This window comes from Sphingomonas sp. (genome assembly GCF_039594485.1).
Taxonomy (GTDB): domain Bacteria; phylum Pseudomonadota; class Alphaproteobacteria; order Sphingomonadales; family Sphingomonadaceae; genus Sphingomonas.
In genome coordinates this window covers 42,602-64,663 of sequence record NZ_JBCNNI010000022.1, presented here as the reverse complement: position 1 = coordinate 64,663, position 22,062 = coordinate 42,602, and the positions used below count along the sequence as shown (strand labels likewise).

Annotated in this window: 17 protein-coding genes; 5 read left to right on the top strand and 12 right to left on the bottom strand. The window is 65.9% G+C overall.

What is annotated here, in order from left to right:
- The first annotated feature begins 7 nt into the window (after nt 1-7).
- From fabZ to ABDV78_RS12295, 4 genes are all read left to right on the top strand, one after another.
- Nucleotides 8-484 carry a 3-hydroxyacyl-ACP dehydratase FabZ gene (fabZ, locus tag ABDV78_RS12310; RefSeq protein WP_343527669.1) on the top strand — a complete coding sequence of 159 codons (477 nt, stop codon included), beginning with the start codon at nt 8-10 and terminating at the stop codon, nt 482-484.
- A 99-nt stretch (nt 485-583) separates the two neighbouring features.
- Nucleotides 584-814 (top strand): 50S ribosomal protein L31, encoded by a 231-nt coding sequence (gene rpmE / locus ABDV78_RS12305; protein ID WP_343527668.1) that lies wholly within the window; start codon nt 584-586, stop codon nt 812-814.
- 151 nt (nt 815-965) lie between these two features.
- Complete coding sequence (locus tag ABDV78_RS12300) at nt 966-1,280, top strand: PilZ domain-containing protein (RefSeq protein WP_343527667.1); 315 nt, start codon at nt 966-968, stop codon at nt 1,278-1,280.
- Nucleotides 1,281-1,423: 143 nt separating this feature from the next.
- On the top strand, nt 1,424-2,761 hold the full coding sequence (locus tag ABDV78_RS12295) for an L-serine ammonia-lyase (protein ID WP_343527666.1): 1,338 nt from the start codon (nt 1,424-1,426) through the stop codon (nt 2,759-2,761).
- Here the strand turns inward: ABDV78_RS12295 and ABDV78_RS12290 are convergent, their stop codons facing one another.
- From ABDV78_RS12290 to ABDV78_RS12260, 7 genes are all read right to left on the bottom strand, one after another.
- The gene (locus ABDV78_RS12290; protein ID WP_343527665.1) at nt 2,762-3,556 is read right to left on the bottom strand and encodes a ThuA domain-containing protein; all 795 of its coding nucleotides are present in this window, start codon (nt 3,554-3,556) and stop codon (nt 2,762-2,764) included. It abuts the gene before it with no gap.
- Between the two features lie 74 nt (nt 3,557-3,630).
- Nucleotides 3,631-5,190 (bottom strand): DHA2 family efflux MFS transporter permease subunit, encoded by a 1,560-nt coding sequence (locus ABDV78_RS12285; protein WP_343527664.1) that lies wholly within the window; start codon nt 5,188-5,190, stop codon nt 3,631-3,633.
- Nucleotides 5,190-6,371 (bottom strand): efflux RND transporter periplasmic adaptor subunit, encoded by a 1,182-nt coding sequence (locus ABDV78_RS12280; RefSeq protein WP_343527663.1) that lies wholly within the window; start codon nt 6,369-6,371, stop codon nt 5,190-5,192. Before ABDV78_RS12280 ends, ABDV78_RS12285 begins: the two co-directional genes overlap by 1 nt.
- Nucleotides 6,368-7,771: an efflux transporter outer membrane subunit gene (locus tag ABDV78_RS12275; RefSeq protein ID WP_343527662.1), complete on the bottom strand. Its 1,404-nt coding sequence runs from the start codon at nt 7,769-7,771 to the stop codon at nt 6,368-6,370. The genes ABDV78_RS12280 and ABDV78_RS12275 overlap by 4 nt, the downstream gene beginning before the upstream one ends.
- A complete protein-coding gene (locus ABDV78_RS12270; RefSeq protein ID WP_343527661.1) occupies nt 7,768-8,220 on the bottom strand; it encodes a MarR family winged helix-turn-helix transcriptional regulator in 453 nt (150 codons plus the stop codon). The genes ABDV78_RS12275 and ABDV78_RS12270 overlap by 4 nt, the downstream gene beginning before the upstream one ends.
- 164 nt (nt 8,221-8,384) lie before the next feature.
- Nucleotides 8,385-10,904, bottom strand: a complete 2,520-nt coding sequence (locus ABDV78_RS12265; RefSeq protein WP_343527660.1) for a glycoside hydrolase family 9 protein — start codon at nt 10,902-10,904, stop codon at nt 8,385-8,387.
- Between the two features lie 364 nt (nt 10,905-11,268).
- A complete protein-coding gene (locus tag ABDV78_RS12260; protein WP_343527659.1) occupies nt 11,269-11,904 on the bottom strand; it encodes a tetratricopeptide repeat protein in 636 nt (211 codons plus the stop codon).
- Nucleotides 11,905-12,159: 255 nt separating this feature from the next.
- Between ABDV78_RS12260 and ABDV78_RS12255 the strand changes: the two genes are divergently transcribed.
- Entirely contained in the window at nt 12,160-12,810 is a 651-nt protein-coding gene (locus tag ABDV78_RS12255; RefSeq protein ID WP_343527658.1) for a PEP-CTERM sorting domain-containing protein, read from the top strand.
- A 98-nt stretch (nt 12,811-12,908) separates the two neighbouring features.
- Here ABDV78_RS12255 and ABDV78_RS12250 read toward each other — a convergent pair whose 3' ends face one another.
- The 5 genes from ABDV78_RS12250 to paoA form a co-directional block, all read right to left on the bottom strand.
- On the bottom strand, nt 12,909-14,270 hold the full coding sequence (locus ABDV78_RS12250) for a cation:proton antiporter (RefSeq protein WP_343527678.1): 1,362 nt from the start codon (nt 14,268-14,270) through the stop codon (nt 12,909-12,911).
- Nucleotides 14,271-14,467: 197 nt separating this feature from the next.
- Entirely contained in the window at nt 14,468-18,124 is a 3,657-nt protein-coding gene (locus ABDV78_RS12245) for a tetratricopeptide repeat protein (RefSeq protein WP_343527657.1), read from the bottom strand.
- 121 nt (nt 18,125-18,245) lie between these two features.
- The gene (gene paoC, locus ABDV78_RS12240) at nt 18,246-20,459 is read right to left on the bottom strand and encodes an aldehyde oxidoreductase molybdenum-binding subunit PaoC (protein WP_343527656.1); all 2,214 of its coding nucleotides are present in this window, start codon (nt 20,457-20,459) and stop codon (nt 18,246-18,248) included.
- Nucleotides 20,456-21,406 carry a xanthine dehydrogenase family protein subunit M gene (locus ABDV78_RS12235; RefSeq protein WP_343527655.1) on the bottom strand — a complete coding sequence of 317 codons (951 nt, stop codon included), beginning with the start codon at nt 21,404-21,406 and terminating at the stop codon, nt 20,456-20,458. The genes paoC and ABDV78_RS12235 overlap by 4 nt, the downstream gene beginning before the upstream one ends.
- On the bottom strand, nt 21,403-22,041 hold the full coding sequence (gene paoA, locus ABDV78_RS12230) for an aldehyde dehydrogenase iron-sulfur subunit PaoA (protein ID WP_343527677.1): 639 nt from the start codon (nt 22,039-22,041) through the stop codon (nt 21,403-21,405). Before paoA ends, ABDV78_RS12235 begins: the two co-directional genes overlap by 4 nt.
- Nucleotides 22,042-22,062: the final 21 nt, after the last annotated feature.

The following is a 22,062-nucleotide window of genomic DNA, read 5'->3' as shown; positions in this document are numbered from 1 at the left end:
TTCGCCCGTGAGTGACGATGTGAAGACCGTCATCGGCCCGCTGGACGTCACGCGGGTCATGGCGGCGATTCCGCACCGTTATCCGATGCTGCTGGTCGATCGTGTCGAGGAACTGGTCCTCGACACGTCGATCCGCGCGGTGAAGGCGGTGACGATCAACGAGGCCTTTTTCCAGGGCCATTATCCCGGCCGTCCGATCATGCCCGGTGTGCTGATCGTCGAGGCGCTGGCGCAGGCCGCCGGTGTCCTGGCGGTGGAAAGCCTGGGGCTCGCCAATTCGGGCAAGCTCGTCTATTTCATGACGATCGATGGCGTGAAGTTCCGCAAGCCCGTGGAACCGGGCGTCCTCCTCCATCTGGAGGTCGAGTTCGTCCAGAAGCGGACCCGCGCCTGCAAGTTCGCGGGCGTCGCCAAGATCGACGGGGCCGTCGTGGCGGAGGCGAATTTCACCGCGATGATCGCCGACCCGCCCGCCGAGGCGTGACGAAGCCATATCGCTTTTGACACTCGGGGCGCGGTCCGCTATGGGCCGCGCCTTGAGCTTTCAGGCTGGTCGGAACCAGCCATTTTTCGGAGCAATATCATGAAGACCGATACGCACCCCGACTATCACATGATCAAGGTGCAGATGACTGACGGCACCGTGTTCGAAACCCGCTCCACCTGGGGCAAGGAAGGCGACACGATGCAGCTCGACATCGACCCGCTGGCGCACCCGGCCTGGACCGGTGGCCGTGGCCAGATGCTCGACTCGGGCGGCCAGGTTGCCCGCTTCAACAAGCGTTTCGGTGGCGGTCTCACGCTCCGCAAGTAATCGTCATCCACGCGGTGGACGACAAAGGAAGGCCCGGTGCTTCATCTCGAAGCATCGGGCCTTTTTTCATGACGCTGCTAACATGTTCATTTCATGGGCGTGTCATGATGCGGTTTACGCGCTGGTAACCAGCGTGGGCTAATATGATCCCATGTTCGCCGCCGAATTCGAACCTGCCGAATATCCTTGTCGCCGTCGCTCCGCGCAGACGTCGGTGGCGATCGACGCGGATATGGATCGCGGCGGTCTGGCCCGGGCCTTGTGCAGGGTTCTCGACATCTCTGTTCACGGCGCGCGGTTGCAGACCTATACCGCGTTGCGGCGGGGGTCGACGATCTGGCTCCGCCTGCCCAAGGTGGGCGAGGTGACGGCACGGATCATATGGGCGACGGACTTTTCCGCCGGGTGTCAGTTCCAGACCCCGCTTGCGCCCGAAGCCTATGAGAGCCTCCCCCCTCTCGGCTGATCCGGTTCCACCTTGGCCCACTGGCCAGCGGATGCGCCTTGGGCTAGTCAGAGGCGAACGTAACAATTGGAACGATCTTGACCCTGCCCGTCACCCCAGCCCCGGCGCCCACTCGCGGCGATGACAGTATCGCGGCCGTCAGCGTGACGGAATTGTTCACCATCGGCATCGGCCCGTCGAGTTCGCATACTGTCGGCCCGATGCGGGCGGCCAAGGCCTTTGCCGTCGAAATGCTCGACACCGGACTGATCCCGGATCGCGTGCAGGCCGAATTGTTCGGCTCCCTGTCGCTGACCGGGCGGGGGCACCATAGCGACCGGGCGGTCCTGCTGGGGCTGGCGGGCGAAACGCCGGAGACGGTGGATCCCGACGCGATAGAGGGCATGCTCGCCGACATCGCGGAATCGGGGCGGATCGCGCTCGACGGGCGACATGCCATGGCGTTCGATCATGAGGCGGATCTGCTCTTCCGCCCCGGCTTTTTGCCGGCACATCCCAACGGCATGGTCTTCACCGCCTTCCTGCCCGACGGCAGCGCGGTTGTGCGCCGCTTCTACTCGATCGGCGGCGGTGCGATCCGTATGGAGGGCGCGGAGTCGATGCGGAGCAATCGGCGTCTCGCGCATCCCTTTGGCTCCGGGGACGAACTGCTGGAGCGAACGGCGGAGACCGGACTGTCGATCGCTCAGATCGTCCGCGCCAACGAGGCGGCCTGGCGGGAGGACGGGGAGACGGATGCGTTTCTCGATCGTGTTCGTGACGCGATGTGCGGCGCGATCGAACGGGGTTGCGCGGCCTCGGGCATCCTGCCCGGCGGGCTGAAGGTTCAGCGTCGGGCCCAGGCGATCCGCCAGAAACTGCTCGATCGCGGGCCGCGCACCGATCCCAGCCTGGTGTTCGAATGGGTCAGCCTCTGGGCGCTGGCGGTCAATGAAGAGAATGCCGCCGGCGGCCGCGTCGTGACCGCGCCGACCAATGGCGCGGCAGGGGTGATCCCCGCGGTGCTGCGCTATTACGAGACTTTCGTTCACGGCGCGACCCGCGATGGGGTTCGCACCCTGTTGCTGACAGCGGCGGCGGTGGGAATGCTCTACAAGAAGCGGGCGTCCATCTCGGCGGCGGAGATGGGCTGTCAGGGCGAGGTCGGCGTCGCCTGCTCGATGGCGGCGGCGGGCCTTGCGGCGGCGCTGGGCGGCAATCCGGCACAGGTCGAGAACGCGGCCGAGATCGGCATGGAGCATAATCTCGGCCTGACCTGCGACCCGATCGGCGGTCTGGTCCAGATTCCGTGTATCGAGCGTAACACGATGGGCGCGATCAAGGCGATCAACGCCGCCTATCTGGCGCTGCACGGCGATGGCCGTCACATCGTCAGCCTGGATCAGGTGATCGAGACGATGCGCCAGACCGGCGAGGACATGAAGTCCCAGTATAAGGAGACGAGCCTGGGCGGTCTTGCGGTCAACGTCGTCGAGTGCTGATCACCGCGCGGCCCAGCGGATCGCGTTGGTCAGGATGCGGCGATAGGTGGGATCGTCGTAAAGCTGGGGTTCGTGCCCCAGCGCGGAATAGAAGACCCGCCCCTTGCTGCGCGGATTGATCCACATGACGGGGTGGTCCGCGCCCATTCGGAGCGCATCGCCGGGGCGATAGCTGGCTTCGTCCAGTTGGGCCAGGATCGTCATGCCCCGTGTCGCGGGGTTCCCGTCGAAGCTGTACCATTCGTCGCGCGGCATCCATGGCGAGGATATGCCCGCCATCACCGGATGGCGGGGGCGGACGACGGTGACGCGAGCGGGCTGGATATGATCCGCGCCACCCGGATGGCCGGTGAAGGTCGCGCCGATGACGGTGTCGACATACCAGGCGGCGGTATGGCTGTTGTCCCCGGCCGCATGAAGCGCCACCACGCCGCCGCCGCGCGCGACGAACCGGGCGAGGGCGGCCTGCTGCTCGGGCGTCAGGAAATCGCCGCTGGCGCTGTTCAGCACGACGACCGAGAAGCGGCTGAGCTGGTCATCGTTGAAGACGGCGGCGTTTTCGGTGGTGTAGCTCGGCCGCCCGAGTCGCTTGGCGATGTCGGCGAGAACCGCATTGGAATGCGGGATATGCTCGATATGCCGCCAGCCATTGGTCTTGGAGACGATCAGCACGCCGCGCTTGATTCCGACGGGCAGGGTCGGGGCGACGGTGTCGATGGTCCGGCCGGGGAGATGGGGATCGACCGGCGCCTGCACCAAGGCCAACGCGGCAAGGATCGCCCAAAGTTTCAGCATCTTCCATCTCCCTTTTTCAAGGGAGTCTAAACGGAACACGCCCGGGATTGAAGGTCCCGGGCGCTTCGTCAGGATCAATCAGCGGCGATCGGCCCGTCATGGGGTTTGGGCCGCCGGGTGAACCAGGTCAGTCCGGCCAACACGATGCAGAGCCAGGCCGAGACATAGAAGATGTCGGTCGAGGCGAGCAGATAGGCCTGGCCCACCATCTGCCGCGTCACCGCCGCGGCCGCCTGCGTATCGGACAGGCCCAGATGATTGAGGCCTTGCCGGGCCATTTGCCATACCGGGTTCTGGCCGATCGCCTCGGACAGGTGTGCCTGGTGCAATGCTTCCCGGCGGTCCCACATGGTCGTGGTCAGCGACGCGGCGAAGCTGCCCGCCGTGATACGCGCGAAGTTGGAAATGCCGGTGGCCGACGGGATACGATGCTGGGGCACGCCGTCCAATGCGATGGTCAGCATCGCGAGGAAGAAGGTGCTCATCGCAATCCCCTGCACCATCAGGGGCAGGACGAAGTCGCTGAAGCCGGCCTGTGTGTTCAGTCCCGAGCGCATCCAGTAGGACAGGCCGAACGCGGCAAAGGCGATGGTCGCCAGGAGCCGCGCATCGACCTTGCCCGACAGCCGGGCGACAACCGGTGTCAGCACCACGGCGACAGCCCCGCTCGGCGCGGCAACAAGGCCCGCCCAGGTCGCGGTATAGCCAAGCTGCGTCTGGAGCCAGAGCGGCAGCAACAGCGTGTTGGCGAAGAACACCGCATAGCCGAGGCAGAAGGACAACGTCCCGATGCTGAAATTCCGCCCCTTGAACAGCGACAGGTCGACCGCGGGATTGGCGTCGGTCAGTTCCCAGATCAGCCAGGCGACGAAGCCGACGATCGCGATCACCGTCATCACGACGATCCGGGTCGAATGGAACCAGTCGTCATTCTTGCCGAGGTCGAGCATCATCTGAAGCGCCCCGACCCAGACGACCAGCATGATCAGGCCGACCTTGTCGATCGGCAGGTCGCGGGTCGGCGTTTCGCGCGACGACAGCCCGCGCCAGCAGACGCCCGCGCAGAACAGGCCCACCGGCACGTTGATCAGGAAGATCCAGCTCCAATGATAGTTGTCGGAGATATATCCGCCCAGGATCGGCCCCATGATCGGTGCGACCAGCGTCGTCATCGACCAGATGCCGAGCGCGGTCGACCGCTTCTGCGGTGGGAAGATCGAGATCAGGAGCGCCTGGCTCCCCGGGATCATCGGGCCCGACACCGCGCCCTGCAGGATGCGAAAGCCGATCAGCGACGACAGGTCCCACGCGATGCCGCACAGGAACGACGCGATGGTGAACAGGAAGACCGAGATGCAGAAGGTCCGCACCACGCCGAACTTGCCCATCAGCCAGCCGGTCAGCGGCACTGCCACGCCGTTGGCGACGGCGAAGGCGGTGACGACCCAGGTCGAATTGTCCGAACTGACCCCCAGATTGCCCGCGATGGTCGGCAGCGAGACATTGGCGATGGTCGAATCCAGCACCTGCATGAAGGTGCCCAGCGCCAGCGCGAAGGCGATCAGCGCCAGCGCCGGGCCTTTCAGCGGCGCAGGGGAAGCCCCCGCGCCGCCCTGAGCGGGGGCGCCGGCCATCAGCGATTGGCCGCGATGATCTGCGCGATCCGCGCTTCGATCGCCGGATCATTGGCATCGGTCGCGGGGGTGCGATAGGTCTGGTTGGCCGGGGCCCCGACCCGGGGGCCGCGCTGGTCGGCGGTTTCGACCGTGACCGTCGCCGACAGACCGACGCGCAAGGGGTTCTGGCGCAGTTCCTTGGCGTCGAGGGCGATGCGGACCGGCACGCGCTGGACGATCTTGATCCAGTTGCCGCTGGCATTTTGTGGTGGCAGGAGCGCGAAAGCATTGCCGCTGCCCGCGCCCAGCCCGACGACCTTGCCGTGATAGACGATCTTGCCGCCATAGATGTCGGCGACGACCGTAGCGGGCTGGCCGATGCGCAGATCCTTGAGTTGGGTCTCGCGGAAATTGGCATCTACCCACAGCCGATCAAGTGGTACGACCGCCATCAACGGGGTTCCGGCGGCGACCTGCTGGCCGACCTGCACGGTCCGCTGGGCGACCACGCCGTCGATGGGGGCGATGATGTGCATATGGTTGCGCGTGATCGCCGCGCGGCGATAGGCCGCGATCGCGGCCAATACGGCCGGATTGGTCGAGACGTCGGTGCCCTGGACGGTGGTGCGCGCCTGCGCGGCCTGGGCACGGGCGAGATTGAGGTTCGCGCTGGCGACCTTCACCGCGTCGGCGGCGTGCGACAGTTCCTCACCCGACACGGCGCCCTCGGCCGCCGCGCCGCGACGGCGGGCATAGTCGGCCTGGGCCTGGGCCAGAACGGCCTGGGCCTGGACGATCGCGGCCCCGCTCTGATTGACCTTGGTGAAATCGCCCCGCGTCGTGCGCACGGCGCGTGCCAGTTCGGCGGCGGCGGAGGCGAGGCCGACATCGGCGGTGGCGGGGTCGAGATCGATCAGCGGCGCGCCCTGTTTGACCGTCTGGGTATTGTCCGCATGGATGGCCAGCACCGTGCCTGGATCGCGCGCGGTGATCGCGACGACATCGCCCGCGACATAGGCATCGTCGGTCTCTTCCTCCGGTTTGGCGAGCAGGAAATGGAACACCGCCCAGACGATCGCGGCGATCACCACGACGATCGCCAGGATGGTCAGGCCGGTCTTGCGCGCCTTCGGTTTGCCGGCGGGCGCCGGAGTGGGAACTGGGGTGGCGGCGGGGGCGGCGGCTTGGGTGTCGCTCATTGCGGTTTGCCTTCGGTGGAAGAGGAGAAACCGCCGCCCAGGGCTACGGCCAGCGCGATCCGCGCCTGGACCGCATCGGCGGCGAGATTGGCGTCGGCCTGATCGGCCTCCAACTGACGGATATCAGGATCGATCAGACCCAGTTGCGATTGCAGCCCGCTGGACACGCGGATCGCGTTCAGGCGGCGGGTTTCGGCCAGCCCGCGCACGACCTCGGTCTGGCGTGTGCGTTCGGCCGCGATGGTCCGGCTTCGCGTGACCGCATCGGCGGCCTCGCGCACCGCGCCGACGACCCGGTTGTTATAGTCGGCGGTCGCGAGATCGAGCGCGGCGGTTGCCCCAACCAGCCCGGCGCGCAGCCGTCCGCTGTCGAAGATCGGCAGATGGATGGCCGGCCCCGCACCGATCGTCCCGGCATCGGCGGTGAACAGATTGCCCAGGCCGACCGCCTGGAACCCGGCCAGCGCCAGCAGATTGACGTTGGGCAGGAAGGCCTTGCGCGCCACCTCCTGGCCCGCGCTGGCGGCATCGATCCGGGCGAGCGCAGCGGCGATGTCGGGCCGTCGTGCCAGCAGGTCGGCAGGCACTGTCGCGGGCATGGGCAGGGCAGTATCAAGCGCGACATGCGTCGACTGGATGGTCGCTGGATAATCCAGTCCGCGCCCGGCCAGGGCGGCCAGCGCATTGCGGGACAGGGCGGCCTGCGCCTCCGCGCTTGCCAGCGCGACCCGCGCCTGGGCGAGCAGGGTCTGGGCGCTGCTCGCGTCGAGCTGGCTGGCGAGGTGATTGCGGATGCGGGCCTGAACCAGCCCCAGCGAGCGGGTCCGCGTCGCGATGGTGCTGCGCGCGATCGCCGCCTGTCGTTCGGCGCGGGCGAGCTCGATATAGGTCTGCGCGACCGATCCGGCGAGCGCCAGACGCGCGGCGGTGACGTCGAGCGTCGCGGCGCGGGTCGAGGCGCGGGCGGCCTGGATGGCGGCGGCCTGTCGGCCGAACAGGTCGATCGTCCAGTTCAGATTGGCCTGCGCCTGTCCCAGCCACTGGGTCGTACCGGCATAGGGTGGCGGGATCGTGTAACGGCCCGAAATTCGGCTATATTGCTCCTGCGCGTCGAACGACACGGCGGGGCCATTGTCGGCTCGGCGGCTTGCCAGCACCGATTCCGCCTGGCGCAGACGCGCCATCGCGATGTCGAGCGACGGGTTGCCTGCCAGCGCGTCGCCGACGATCCGGTCGAGTTGCGGGTCGCCGAGCCCCCGCCACCAATCGACCGCGACCGCTGGAGCCTGCGCGTTGCCCAGCCCCAGCGCCTCCGGCGCGGTCGGTGTGACGGCAGGATGCGCCTGCGGTATCGAACAGCCGGCGAGCAGCAGGGCGGCCAAAGGGATGCTGCGCTTCATGCTTCCTTCTCCAGCCGATTGCGGAGCCGCAGCAGATAATCGGTCAGTTGATCGACATCTTCCTCCGCCCAGTCGGACAGCCAGCCGTTCCACAGCGCCGTGGCCTTGTCCTTGCAACGCATCGCGATCTCGCGGCCCCGCTCGGTCAGGGTCAATCGCACGACGCGACGGTCCTCGGTACAGCGGCAGCGCTGGATCAGACCGCGCTCCTCCAGCGTATCGACGATGCGGGTGGTGGCCCCGGTGTCATGGCACAGATGGCGCGACAGCTCCGCGGCGGTGCCGCCCACGCCATATTGGACCGCCATCAACGCGCTCCATTGGACGTGCGTCACTTCCTCATCGGCAAAGATCGGCTCCATGCCGATACGACCAAGCTGGAATACCCGCTTGGTCAGATAACCGACGGAACGTTCGGGGTCGTAGGGATCGGGTTCGGGCGATGTCATATTGCTGCCATGGCAATAGTTGCCTAGGCAGTCAATTTCCTGCGTCGATCATGACGTATTTTTCATCTGAGGCGTTTTGCGAAGGACGGGATATGTCAGCGCGGAATGATCGCGACGGGGAGGAGGGGCGGGACCATCATCGTCTCGCCCCGCCGGTCGGCCCGTTACCGCGCCTCCTTCGTCGCCTCGATCGCCGCGTTGGCGGCCAGGATATAGGCAGAGGTGGTTGCGACCGTATATTCGTTCTCGAACCACAGGAACGGCCATTCGGTCTTCAATTCGGGGAAATCCGGTTTCACGATCAACACCCCCGGCACCAACCCACCGGGGATGAAGCCGTAATCGGCCCGGTTGTGACCATAGCCGATCAGCTTGGACGCGGTGCCCACGGTCGAGACCAGCGACAGGTTGTTGGCCGGATGTCGCCCAAGCACATAGTCGATCGCGTTCAGCGTGTATTCGGTCCCGACGATCTCTGGAAACGCCTTGTGCATCAGATAGGCGGTCGAGCCGAACTCAACCACCTGATGCGATCCGGCCCAACTGCCCTCGCTGATCGGCACACCAAAGGGGTTCCCGGCGGCCTCCCTGTCCATCCTGGCCTTGGCCTGGCGGACCAGCGGGGCGAGCGAGGCGCGATACCCGGCGTCCATGAAGGGAATGGCCCGGACGGCGGGAGCACCCACCCAGGCAAAATTCCTCGCGATCACCGGCATCAACTTGCGGAGGCGATCGGCATAGGCGCGGTCGCCCTTGCTGGTGATGAGCATCTCCACCGTGGCGCCGACATTGGCGCCGTCCGCCGACCAGGGCGAACCGGAGTCGTCGCGGCCGTCACCCGACTTGATCGGTCCATTCTGAAAGCGGCCCCATAATGTTTTGGCCGCATCCCATGCCTCGGCCGCCATGGCCGGATCGCTGTCGGCCAGCGCCCGTGATGCGGCGGCCAGTGCTCCTGCCACGGCGAGGTTGTTGGCGGGCAGATCGGTGGTGAAGGCCCAGCGGTCGTCCTGCGCGCCCGACGATCCCCCCTTGCGCTCGCTTGCGCTGAGCGAAGCGTCATAGGTCAGATTATCGCTCTGCGACCCCGCATCGCCCAGATGCGCATATTGGCGCTGGACCGGATCGACGATGCCGACGATCGCATGGCCGAACACCTTGTATTGGGCCAGCAGTTGCAAGACGCCGTGACGGATTTGCTGGACCGCGTCCGGCTTGCCATCGGGCTTGCGGATTTCGACCGCGCGGGCGACTTCGTCCACGCTCGTCTCGTCCCAGTCCAGGCCATAGAGTTCGCGGCCCCAGACCAGGTCGCGCACCACGGCGGCGTTCTGCGGCGTCTGGATGTCGTAATCGCCCGCGTCCTGGAACCCGCCGACGTTCAGGCCGGGGATATGTTCGCCGGGCTTGAAGGGGGAATCGAGGTTCGGGCCCATCTTATACCCATCGAAGTGCACATGATTGGGCGGTGCCTGTCGCGCGTCGTCGAGGTGCGAGGGGGCCGACCAGACACGATATTGCTCGCGAATGCCGACATGATCCATCTGCTCGGCGATGAAGGTGTCCAGTGACGTCTGCCAGATGCGATCATAGGCGTCCGGGGCGATACGGAAGGGATTGGTGACTTGTCCGCCATAGGCGATGGCGTAGATGCCGGGCTCCCGCACGCTGGAGAAATCGAACGCGGCATAGTTGTACCGCATCCAGCGCCCGCGCGGCGTGACGGCGGCGCGCAGCACCGACTGGCGCGTGCCATCGGCGGCGAGGCGGACCAGTTCCGCTTCGCCCGGCACTGTCGCATGCGGATCGGTCTCGATCAGGGCGATCTTGGCGCGGGCAGGTGTATATCCCGCCTGGTTGAACGAGACGACCGGCGGACGGACCCAGTTCTTCACGACATTGGGGCGGACGTGCCAGACGATCGCATCGTCCTTCGCGCCCGCGGCGATCAGCGAGCGGACCACGAACCAGCCATTCTGCGCCCGGTTGCGCGCGTCGTAGAGCTGAATAGGGCCGGCGTCAGAGGTGATGGTCACGCGGGTCAGCGGGTCTTCGGGGGACAGGGTAATCGACCGGCCGCCCGAGGCCAGCGGCATCGGGTCACCCGATCCGTCCTTCGCCATCGGCCCGGTCGCGTGGCGCGGGAAAAGCCCAGGCGCGCTATCCATCAGATAGGTCTTGCCGAAATAGCTGGTGGGCAGGAAATCGAGGTTGAACCCGGCCTTGCCGGCCAGCGCCTGCGGGAGCGGCTTGTCGAGATCGACCGCGATTCGGAAGCCGTCGCCTTCGGCCGTCACCTTCACCCGGTAATCCAGATCGACATCCTTATAGGTAGAGCGCACGACGATCTGATTGGCCTGGGCGCCGCGCGTGCGGCTGACAAAGGCGGGAACCGGATCCCATTGCTCGGGCGTCGGGTTCAGCCGGACCGCACCGTCGGTCGCTATCCGTTCGCCATGAAGGACGATCTGGATCCCGGCGTTCTTCTCATCGAAGAAGATCGGGCTGAACTGATTCTGGTCGACCATGACGGTCAGTCCCTGCGTCTCCAGCGTTTGTGCGGGCGTGACCGCCAGCGACTGGGCCTGGACCGCATCTGCCGGGGCCAGCAGGCTCCCCGCCACTATGCCGCATGCCAATAGGCTTGATGTGCCCAATAGGGCGATCCCTGTCCGCTTCAGCATAACCCCTCCTTAAGATAGCGCTATCATTAATGACTGCGACGGGGATGGGTTAAACAATGATTTCCGGCATCCACGCCACGCTGGGCCGCGACCGTTTCGGCCGTCGTCCAAGCATCAGTCTGGGCCGGATTAGTCGATCAAACAACGGAAAAATTGCATCTTGTCCTGGATCAGCCTTTTGGGGGCGCGGCGCCTCTGTGGTGTTCATGAGAGGTTTGACAGGCAATATGTACCGCTCACATAACATTGTGCGAAAGAGATGCGATGCTCCGGGCAAGGAAAAGGGGCGCGAAGGACAGCCCCTTCACGCCCCGTTGGTCGCCCGATCCGGGTCGAGCGTCTGATCCCGAGCCTTATCGCGCGATCAGGGTTTGGATTTGTAGCGCGGCTGGGCGCGCCCCGCTTCATCGACCGCCTGGCGGATCAGATTGACGTTCCGCTTGATCGAGGCCGCCAGCGTCGAGCGGATCGCCTCATCGGCGTCGGAACCGGCGGGGACTTCGCGAAGAAGTGCGAGCCATTCGCCGATCGCTTCGTCATGCTGCCCCTTCAGATCCTTCTGCATTGCGAAGTAGAAGCGGGCCCTGGCGTCGCGGGGATCGAGCGCGAGCGCCTTGTTGAACGCCTCGGTTGCCGGGGCGGGCAGATCGACCGAATTCGACTTGGTGGTCTGCATCACCGCTTCGCCCAGCGCCGACCACGCGGTCGACTGGTTGGGATCGATCGCCAGCGAGGCGCGATAGGCGGCGGCGGCCTCTTCGAAACGACGCGCGGCCAGCAACGCGTCGCCGAGCCGTTTCTGCGTCGCGGCATCGCCCGGCGCCTTGGTCGCCTGAGCCTGCGCAGCGGCGGGCGCGATTGCCGGGGCAGGGCGATCGACAAAGACTGGTGTCGGCGCCGGTGTCGCGGCGGGGCGCCGCAACAGTGACAGGGCGATGAACCCCAATATGACCAGCACGAGTAGGATGCCTGCGATGATGAAGACCTTGCCGCGTTTCACGCCCATTCCCTGTTCACTGTCCCGACTGAGTCGTCATGTGTGCGATTCGCGTTGACATAGCGTAAAGGGACGGTCGCGTACCCTCGGCTCGTCCCAGAGTGGCATCGGGCGGGACTGTCTCATTATGCGGCAGTTCCGGCGGCCATTTGGGGGTGCGGGACCGGGCGGCCTGGTTCTATGGGGTATCATATCGAGGGCGATCGGCTCTCACCGGGCGATTTCGGACGTCGCGGGTTCGCATTGGCAGGAAGATTGATGATGGCGAAGATCGGCAAGGCGATGGCGGGCATTCTGTTCGGCGCAGTTTTGGTTTCACCGGCCATGGCGGCGGACTCGCTGACATCGCAGGCCTGGGATCAGCCCGCGCCAGCCGGCGCGACCGTCGTCGATTTCGACAGCGCCATTCCCAACGGCTTCTCGCTGTCCGGGAACGGTCTGATCACGTTCGGATCGCGGAACGGATACAGCACGCCGCAGGGCGACACGAGCAAGTATCTGATGATCGATGGGGGCAAGGCCGCGACGATCTCTTCGCAGACGGGCTTTGACGGCATCAGCCTCTATTGGGGGTCGGCCGACAGCTACAATACGCTGTCGATCCTTGACACCGCGGGCAATCTGATCCGCGCGGTCACCGGCCTGGACATCGGCCCCGGCGCAGGCGCCGGTGCGGCCTATAACACGGCGGAAGTGAATCGCTATGTCACCTTCACGCTGGATCCAAGCTCGCTTCAGAAGATCGGGTCGTTGAAATTCGAATCTGCGGGAACCGCGTTCGAACTGGACAATGTGGCCTTTTTCAACCGTCCGGCCTCGGTACCGGAACCAGCGACGCTGACCCTTTTCGGTGCCGGCATCGTTGGCCTGGTCGCCGCGTCACGTCGTCGGCGCAGGAAGACGGCCTGATCCCCCGACCCTTGCTGGGCGACAAAAGGCGGCCGAGGCCGCCTTTTTCGTGTTTGCGGGGCACGGAGGAGGGGTATGCCTACGCTTCCAGCCGGTCGTCAGGCCGCGCTGGTCTTCAATGCCTCCATCTCGCCCATCACCCGCGCCTTGCGGCCATAGACCAGCTCGAACAGCGGGCTGGCCATCATCGTCGTGACGATCGCCATCAGCACCAGCATGGAGAACAGCGCCGGCCCGATAATCCCCTTTTGCAGGCCGATATTGATGATGATCAGTTCCATCAGACCGCGAGAGTTCATCAGCGCCCCGATGCCCAACGCGGTCCGGTTATCCTCGCCGCATAGCTTCGCGGCGAGATAGCAGGCTCCGAACTTGGCCGCGATCGACGCCGCCAGGATGCCCAGCGCGATCATGAGCAGCATCGCGGAGTTCACCATGTCCATTCGCGTGTTCAGCCCCGAATAGGTGAAGAACATGGGAAGAAGCAGGACGACCGCCAGCGGCTCGACCTTTTTCTTCAGCTCGCTGACGAACAGGCCGCGCGGCATGAACACCCCCAGGATGAAGCCGCCGAAGATGCCGTGGACGCCGATCGCATCCATGATGAAGGCCGATATGCAAAAGGCCATCAGGGTCAGGGCGAGCACGTTCATGCTCATCTCCCCCCGTGCCTCGACCGCACGGCCGAGCGGCGCGAGTAGACGGCGGCCGAACAGGACCAGGAAGCCGACATACAGGATAGCGCCGCCGATCGCGAGGATCGCGATGCCACTGCCGCCACCAAAGGTCGCCAGCACGATGGCGAGCACGCACCAGGACGCGGCGTCGTCGAACGCCCCCGCCGCCAGCGACAGCGTGCCCAGCGGACTGTCCGCCAGCCCGCGCTCATTGATGATCCGCGCCAGCATCGGGAAGGCGGTAAGGGCGATGCAGGCCCCCATGAAGAGGGTCGCATTGGCCTGGCTGATCCCCGGCGCGAATAGGCCGGGCACGGGCAGGAGGAGCGGCGTGATCGCCACCGCGATCAGGAAAGGCGCGACGACCCCCGACGCCGAAACCGCCATCGCGCTTCTAGCCTTGGACTGGAAATGATCGAGGCGCAGGGTCAGGCCGACGAGGAACATGTAGAGCGCGACGCCGAGCTGAGCGCCCGCATAAAGGACGTTGCGGGTTTCCTTGGGAAAGATCGCGCCCTGCAGATCGGGGAAAACCAACCCCAACAGCGACGGCCCCAGCACGACGCCCGCGATCATCTCGCCCACCACGGGCGGCTGGGCGAGGAATCGTTGCCCCAGCCATCCGACGACGCGGCAGGCGAACAGGATGACTGCCAGTTGCAGGAAAAAGTGAATGCTGTAGTCGCCGGGGGCATAGCTGGTCGCGGTGGCGGCGGTGGCCGGGCCATGCGGCGACAATATGCCACTTGCGCTGTGCCAGAAACTGTCGATCGCGTCGTTCATGCCTTGATACGTTCCCCCCGTCACCACCTCCTGGGCGGCGAGCCGATAGCGAAGCATTTGTGGTTTGGATGCAACGAGAATATCCATATGGTCGCGCGAATTTCGGATGCTTCGCGCAAAATCATGGTCTCGGCGACACAGAGCGGAGCAGCCCGACTGATCGAGCCGCTGTTCGCCACCATCCCAGGCCGATGGCGCTACCGGGTCACGCCATAGTCCGCATAGGTCTTCTCGATATCGGGCCGTAGCTTGATGGCGGCGGCGGCATCGGCGTCCGACTTCGCCTTGTCCCCCTTGCGCGCCCAGGCGATAGCGCGTCCGAACAGCGAAGAAGCATTGCGGTCGTTCCTGGCGAGCGCCTTGTCATAGTCGACGATCGCCTCGTCTGGATGGTTCAGCCTCAACTGGACCAGACCCCGGCTGTCGAGCGTTGCGGCATCGTCCGCTTTGGCCAGCGAGGCGTTGCAGTCCGCCAAGGCAGATTCCAACGCGATACCGGCCGTCGCCTTGTTCCAGCACATGGCGTTAAGTTCGGTCGGTTGGGACGCCTTGTCGCGGGCATGACGGAAATCGGCGTCGGCCCGTGCGGCGTCGCCCTGTCGGCTATAGGCCATGCCGCGTCCGACCAGCGCATCGATCTGATCGGGTTTGCTGGCGAGGAGTTTGGAATAGACGGCAATGGCGCCGGGAAGGTCGCCGGTCTCTGCCAGGAAATTGGCTTTGCCGGTGATGGCCTCCTCATTGTCGGGTTCGAGGCGCAGCGCGGCGTCGAAATCGGCGCGGCGTCCGGCCACATCGCTCTTGGGCCGCCGCATCGCACGGTTGAGATAGATGAACCCCTCCGCGCCCGCCGCGATCGCACGGTCATAGGCCTTCATGGCTTCGGCGGGTTTCCCCATGCCGTAATAGAAATTGGCGGCGGCGACCTGCGTATAGGCATTGCCCGGATCGGCCGCGGCCATCGTCTCCACCGCCGCCGTCAGCTCCGCCTCCTTGTGCTGGCGAAGCAGGGTGTTGGCGCGCAGCATATGCGCTTCGATCAGGCGCGGCTGGATGGCCAGGATCGTCGCCATATCCTTCAACACGCTGTCATATTCCTGAAGCCGATAGGCGGACTCGGCCCTGTGGCTGAGCGCGAAGATGTCGCCGGGATCGATCTCAAGGGCCTTGGAATAGGCGGTGATCGCATCGCGATCCTTGCCCTGTCGCTGCGCGACCAGGCCACGCGCCCGCATGGCAGTGATGTTGCGGGGGGCGATCGCCTCGACCGCGGTCAGGTCCTTCCCGGCCGCTTCATAGTTTCCCGACCAGGCCTGGGCGATGGCGCGATTGGCCAGGGCCTGCGCATTCCCGGGTTCGATCGACAGGGCGTGGTCGAGATCCTTGATCGCTTCGGCATAACGTTGCTGATCGATCAACAGGTTGGAGCGGTCGACATAGGCGTTCGCCGCTTCGGGGGCCGCCTTGATCCCCGCATCGACGGCGGCCTGTCTGTCGGCCATCCCACGTTTCGCGTCGCCGATCATGTAATAGGCGCGTCCCCGGCGATCGAGCGCAAAGAGGTCGGTCGGATCCTGCTCCAGCACCTTGCCATAGGCGGCGATCGCATCCTTGGGCCGGTTTTCCCGCTCCGCGATCATGCCGCGTGCGAGATGCGTAGGGCCGTGGTTGGGGTCGATCTTGTCCGCGCGGGAGAGGTCCTCCTTGGCGCCGGCCAGGTCGCCCATTTCGATCCGCGTGATCGCGCGGTTCGCCATCGCCCAGACATTGTTGGGGTTCAGCTCGATCGCCTTGCCGTAATCGGCGATCGCCTCCTGCCGCATGCCGCGACTGACATAGAGCAGGGCGCGCTGGCCATATTCATAGGCCGAGGTCGGCGTGTCCGCCGCCGCCGCCGCGACCTCCTTGTCGGTGACGACATAGCCGAGCGGCTTGTTCAGCTTGGCGGGCGTGTCGGCCAGTGTGCGCAGCGTCGCCTGCGCCGCGATCGCGTCCTTGGCGGAAATTTCGGAAACCAGGCTGCGCTCGCTCCGCTCGATGGTGAAGACATTGTCCTTCAGCGTGGCGTGGCGGCGATAGGCGATCCCGGCGATCGTCTGGTCGACCTCGATCCCCGCAGCCGGCCGGAACGCACCATTGCCCTTGGGCAGCAGGATCGTCTCCCGCACGCGGTTGAAGATCGGATAGTCGACCGTATAGGGCGCATCCTTGTCGGCGCTCGGGTCGCGAGTGAAATCCGCGCGGTAGCCGACCCCCGTGCCGTCGGTCGTATAGCTGTCGCCGCCCCAGTCCATGCGGGCAACCCCCTCCATCACCAGCCGGTCCTCGCCGGTCTTGGGATCGAAGCTGGCGGTGGCGGACTTCACCTCGATGAAGTCATACTGGTTCTTCCAATATTCGCGCAGCATCCGGTCGCGCGCGTCCCCCGCCAGGGAGGCGATCATGGCATTGGTGGCGATCGCATCGTCGCCGCGCAGGATGGTCTCGATCCGCGTAGGAGCGGGGGCGGCCAGTCCCGCTGTCGCGTCGATCTGGATCGTCACGTCGTTGGTCGGCACGTCGATCGGTGGCGGCACCATATGGACCAGCGTCGCGCCCGTCGCCACCAGGGGCAGGCCCCATCCGAAATGCGGCACGATCAGCCGGTCGAGGCTGGTGTCCCCCGTCCGCGTTCCGTCCATCCAATAGGTCCGCCCGGCGATCTGCGCGCGAACGATGACATGGTTGAACAGGCCGGCCATCGGCAAACGCTGATCGATCCCGTCGCCGCCACCGGAATTGACCGCGACCGCATCGGCGCTGATGTCCATCGCATGCAGCAGCGCCAGCAGAAGCGCGGTCTTGCCCTTGCAGTCGCCATAGCGGCGCGACCAGCTTTCCGCCGCATCGGCCGGGACATAGCCGCCCGCGCCCATCTGCAACGCGACATAGCGCACCCTGTCCTGGACCAGCGCCAGGGCGGCCTCGGCCCGGACCTTCGGATCGGGGGACTGCGCCCGGATGCGCTCCAGTTCCGTGCGCAGCGGTCCCTCGGCCGGGATGACGGCGGCCTTGTCATAGAGTGGGGCCATCAGCGCGCCCAGATCGGCCCAGCTGGCATAATCGGTCATTTCGACGATCCGGCCCATGCCATAGCGCGCGGGTGCGCCCTTGGGCGCGACCAGCGGCTGGACGCCGTCCAGCGTCATCTCGGTACTGGTCCGGTCGCCGGCCTTTACCGGCTTGATGGGCGGCAGTGCGCTCGTCGCGCGCAAGCGAAGCGGCATTGCACTTGGCCATTCGACACGCAGATGCGCGCGCCCGACCGGATAGCCGTTCCACGCGCCCGCCATATGTTCGACGTGCCCCTTCATCACCGGATCGCGTGAAGTGACCGACGTTGCGATTTCCAGCGTGTCGCCGACCTGAAGTCCCTCGGGCTGGATATTGGCAGTCAGCACCCCGTCGAGCGTCGCGCTTTCCAGATTCTGCTCCCGCCGGACGACGGTGAAGGTCTGGCCGGACGCAAGTACGTCGATCACCGTGTCGCCACGCCGGATCAACAGCTTGTGGACGGTCAGCGTGTCCGTCTCCGGCCGCCAGGGAATGGAGATGTTGCCCGCTGCCAGCCCCTGCGGTGTCTGGATCTGGATGACCGTGCGGCCAAAGACCGTCTCCGTGCCCTCCTTGTCGAGCAGCACCTGCTGGTCGGAGAGCAGCAGGCGGATCGGCATTTCGTCCGCCTTGGCCGGGATGGGGGCGGGGGTTACCGTTTTGACCCAGGCAGGAACCGGCGCGATGACCGGCTTGTCCGCCGCCTGCGCCACCTGGGTCAATGCGCTCGTCCCCACAAGCGCGATCAGAAACAGCTTCATCGTCACCCCCAATTGGGGATGACTATAGGACGTGCGTGCCGGATTTCCATGGGGAGGCCGTGTCGATTTGGTGCAGACGGGCGGATCGCTGGCTTCCTCGTCCTGCGCCCGCGCGTTCCGATCACGCCATGGCGGGCAGGCGATCCAGATGCTTTTCCAGCGTCAGCGGATAGTCGCGGATGCGCACGCCGGTCGCGTTGTAGACGGCGTTCGCCACCGCCGCGCCGACACCGCACAGGCCCAGTTCGCCCACGCCCTTGGCCTTCATCGGATTGGCCTTGTCATCGGCTTCCTCGAGGAAAACGACCTCCTGATGCGGTATGTCGGCGTGCACCGGCACCTCATAGCCCGCCAGGTCATGGTTGACGAAGAAGCCGAAGCGCTTGTCGACCGCCAGTTCCTCCATCAGCGCCGAGCCGACGCCCATGGTCATCGCCCCGATCACCTGGCTACGCGCCGCCTTGGGATTCAGGATGCGCCCCGCCGCACAGACCGCCAGCATCCGCCGCAGCCGCGTGACCCCGGTATAGGCATCGACCCCGACCTCCACGAAATGCGCGCCGAAGGTGGATAGCTGATAGGTCTTGTCGAGGTCGCCGAACTCGATCCCGTCCTCCGCCGACAGGGCGCTCCCGCCGACGGCTTCGCGCAGCGGGACGGAGCGATTGCCGCCCGTCACCTTTCCGTCGGCGAAGGTCATGTCGGCAGAGTTGAATCCCAGCCGTTGGGCGATCGCCTCTCTCAACTTCACACAGGCCGCATAGACGCCTGCCGTCGCATTGGCCGCACCGAACTGGCCACCCGAGCCCGCCGATACCGGATAGGCGCTGTCGCCCAGCCGGACATCGACGGCGTTCAACGGTACGCCCATCATCTCGGCGGCGGTCTGGGCGATGATCGTATAGCTGCCGGTGCCGATATCGGTCATGTCGGTTTCAACGACGACCCGGCCGCTCGTATCGAGCGTCACACGTGCGGCGGACTTCATGTTCATGTGGTTGCGAAAGGCCGCCGCCACACCCATGCCGACCAGCCAGCGGCCGTCGCGAACCTGCGCCGGCCGTGCGTTGCGCTGCGACCAGCCGAAACGCTGCGCACCTTCCTCCAGGCAGCGAACAAGCTGGCGCTGCGAAAAGCGGCGGTCGGGCTTCTCGGGATCGACCTGGGTGTCGTTCTTCACGCGGAAGGCGACCGGGTCCATGCCCAGCTTTTCCGCCATTTCGTCCATGGCGATTTCCAGCGCCATCATCCCCGGCGCCTCACCCGGCGCACGCATCGCATTGCCCTCAGGCAGATTGAGGACCGCCAACCGCATCGAGGTCAACCGGTTGGGACCGGCATAGAGGAGCTTGGTCTGGTTGACCGCGGTTTCGGGACCACCGCCCGGTTGATCGCCCGAACCGCTTTCATGTGCGATGGCCTGGATCGTGCCGTCCTTGGCCGCGCCGATGCGGATGCGCTGCGTCGTTGCGGGGCGGTGGGTGGAGTTGTTCGCGACCAACGGCCGCTGCATCGCGACCTTGACCGGCCGGCCGACCGCCCGCGCGCCCAGCGCCGCCATCACCGCGTCGGCGCGCAGGAACAGCTTTCCGCCGAAGCCGCCGCCGACATAGGGCGAGATCAGCCGCACCTTCTCCTTGGGCAGGCCCAGCGTCTTGGCCAGGTCTCCGCGGCCCCATGCGATCATCTGGTTGGATGTCCAGACGGTGACCGCATCGCCGTCCCAGGACGCGGTCGAGGCGAAGGGTTCCATCATCGCATGGCTGTGGTCCGGTGTCGTATAGGTCGCGTCGAGCGTCACCGGGGCGGCGGAGAAGGCCCGCTCGAACTGACCGGTCCGTTCGGCGGCGGGGGCGTTGCCATCCGCGCCTCCGCCGGTCAGCGGCGCGGTCTTGAGCGCATCGGCCAGATCATATTGGCCCTTGGTCCGCTCATAGTCGATGCGGACCAGACCCGCCGCCGCGCGCGCCTGTTCAAAGGTTTCGGCGACGACGATCGCGATGGCCTGGTGGTAATGGTCGACCTCCGGGCCACCGAGCAGCTTCACGGTATTGAAATGGCCTTTGCCCAGCTTGCCCGCCTCGGCGGCGGTGACGATGGCCAGCACGCCGGGGGCCGCCCGCGCCTCATCGAGGTTCATCGCGCGGATACGCCCCTTGGCGATCGCCGAGCCGATGATCCACCCATAGGCCGCGTCGGGGGCCTCCGCGTGGCACTCATAGGCATAGGGTGCGAGGCCGGTGGTCTTTTTGGGGCCGTCGATACGGTCCTGCGCATGGCCGACCACGGTCATCCGGTCGATGGGGTTGGGGCCTGACGGCTCGGTGAACTTCATGCGGTCCTCGCCTGGCTGATCGCCGCCGCCAGCGTCCGTTCGACAAGGGGCAGCTTGAAGGCATTGTCCTGGGTGGGGCGGGCATCGGCGAGCAATGTCGCCGTCACCGCTTTGGCCCCTCGCGGCATCACGGCTTCGGCGGCCTCTACCCGCCATGGCTTGTGTGCGACGCCGCCCACCGCCACCCGGCCGGTCCCGTCCTTCTGGACGACCGCTGCCACCGAAACCAGCGCAAAGGCATAGGAGGCGCGGTCGCGTACCTTTTCGTAGATATGCGTGCCGCCGATCGGACGGGGGAGGGTGACGGCGGTGATCAGCTCACCCGGCTGCAACGTCGTTTCGATATGCGGGGTATCGCCCGGCAGGCGGTGAAAATCGGCGATCGGGATCGTGCGGGCCTGCCCCTGCGGGTCTACCGTCTCCACCACCGCGTCCAGGACGCGCATCGCGACGTTCATGTCGCTGGGATTGGTGGCGATACAGTCGTTGCTCGATCCCACGACCGCCAACTGGCGCGAATAGCCGCCGATCGCGCTGCACCCGGTGCCGGGCTTGCGCTTGTTGCACGCCATGTTCGTGTCGTAGAAATAGGGGCAGCGCGTCCGCTGGAGCAGGTTGCCCGCGGTCGTCGCCTTGTTGCGCAACTGGCCGCTCGCGCCCGCCACGATCGCGCGGGACAGCACGCCATAATCACGGCGCACCCGTTCGTCGGCGGCCAGCGCGGTATTGGTCGCGAAGGCGCCGATCCGCAGGCCTCCCTCCTTGGTCTTTTCGATCCGATCGAGACCCAGATCCTGCACGTCGATCAGATGGGTCGGCGTTTCGACCTCGATCTTCATCAGGTCGAGCAGATTGGTGCCCCCCGCCAGAAACTTCGCGCCCGGCCGGGTGGCCGCGCGCGCCGCCACGACCGGATCCTTGGCACGCTCATAGGTAAAGGCCTTCATGCCTCGACTCCCGCTACCTCGGCCATGGCGTCGGCTATGTTGGAATAGGCGCCGCAGCGGCAGATATTGCCGCTCATCCGCTCGCGCATCTCGGCATTGGTGGCCTGGGGGCGGGCGGTGATATCGGCCTGCACATGGCTGGGAATGCCGCGCTTGATCTCATCCAGCACCGCGACCGCCGAACAGATCTGGCCGGGCGTGCAGTAACCGCACTGATATCCGTCGTGCCGGACGAATGCGGCCTGCATCGGGTGCATCGCCTCCGGCGTGCCCAGCCCTTCGATCGTGGTGATCGCATCGCCGTCATGCTGGAGCGCGAGGCTGAGGCAACTGTTGATCCGCTGATCGTTGACGATCACCGTGCAGGCACCGCACTGGCCATGGTCGCACCCTTTCTTGGTGCCGGTCAGGTGCAGATGCTCGCGCAGGGCGTCGAGCAGCGTGGTACGCGGGTCGAGCGACAGGGCGCGCGACTGTCCGTTGACCTTGAGCGTCAGGGGCATGAGGCCGGGATCGGCGGGCATGGTCGTCCTTCCTCCTTGGGCCTCGGCCGGGGCATGGGCGGCCATGGCGGTCGCGGCACTTCCCATGATGACGCCTCGCCGCGAAACTGAAAACTCGCTTTTCTCCGCCACCATCCCATTTCCCCTGATATC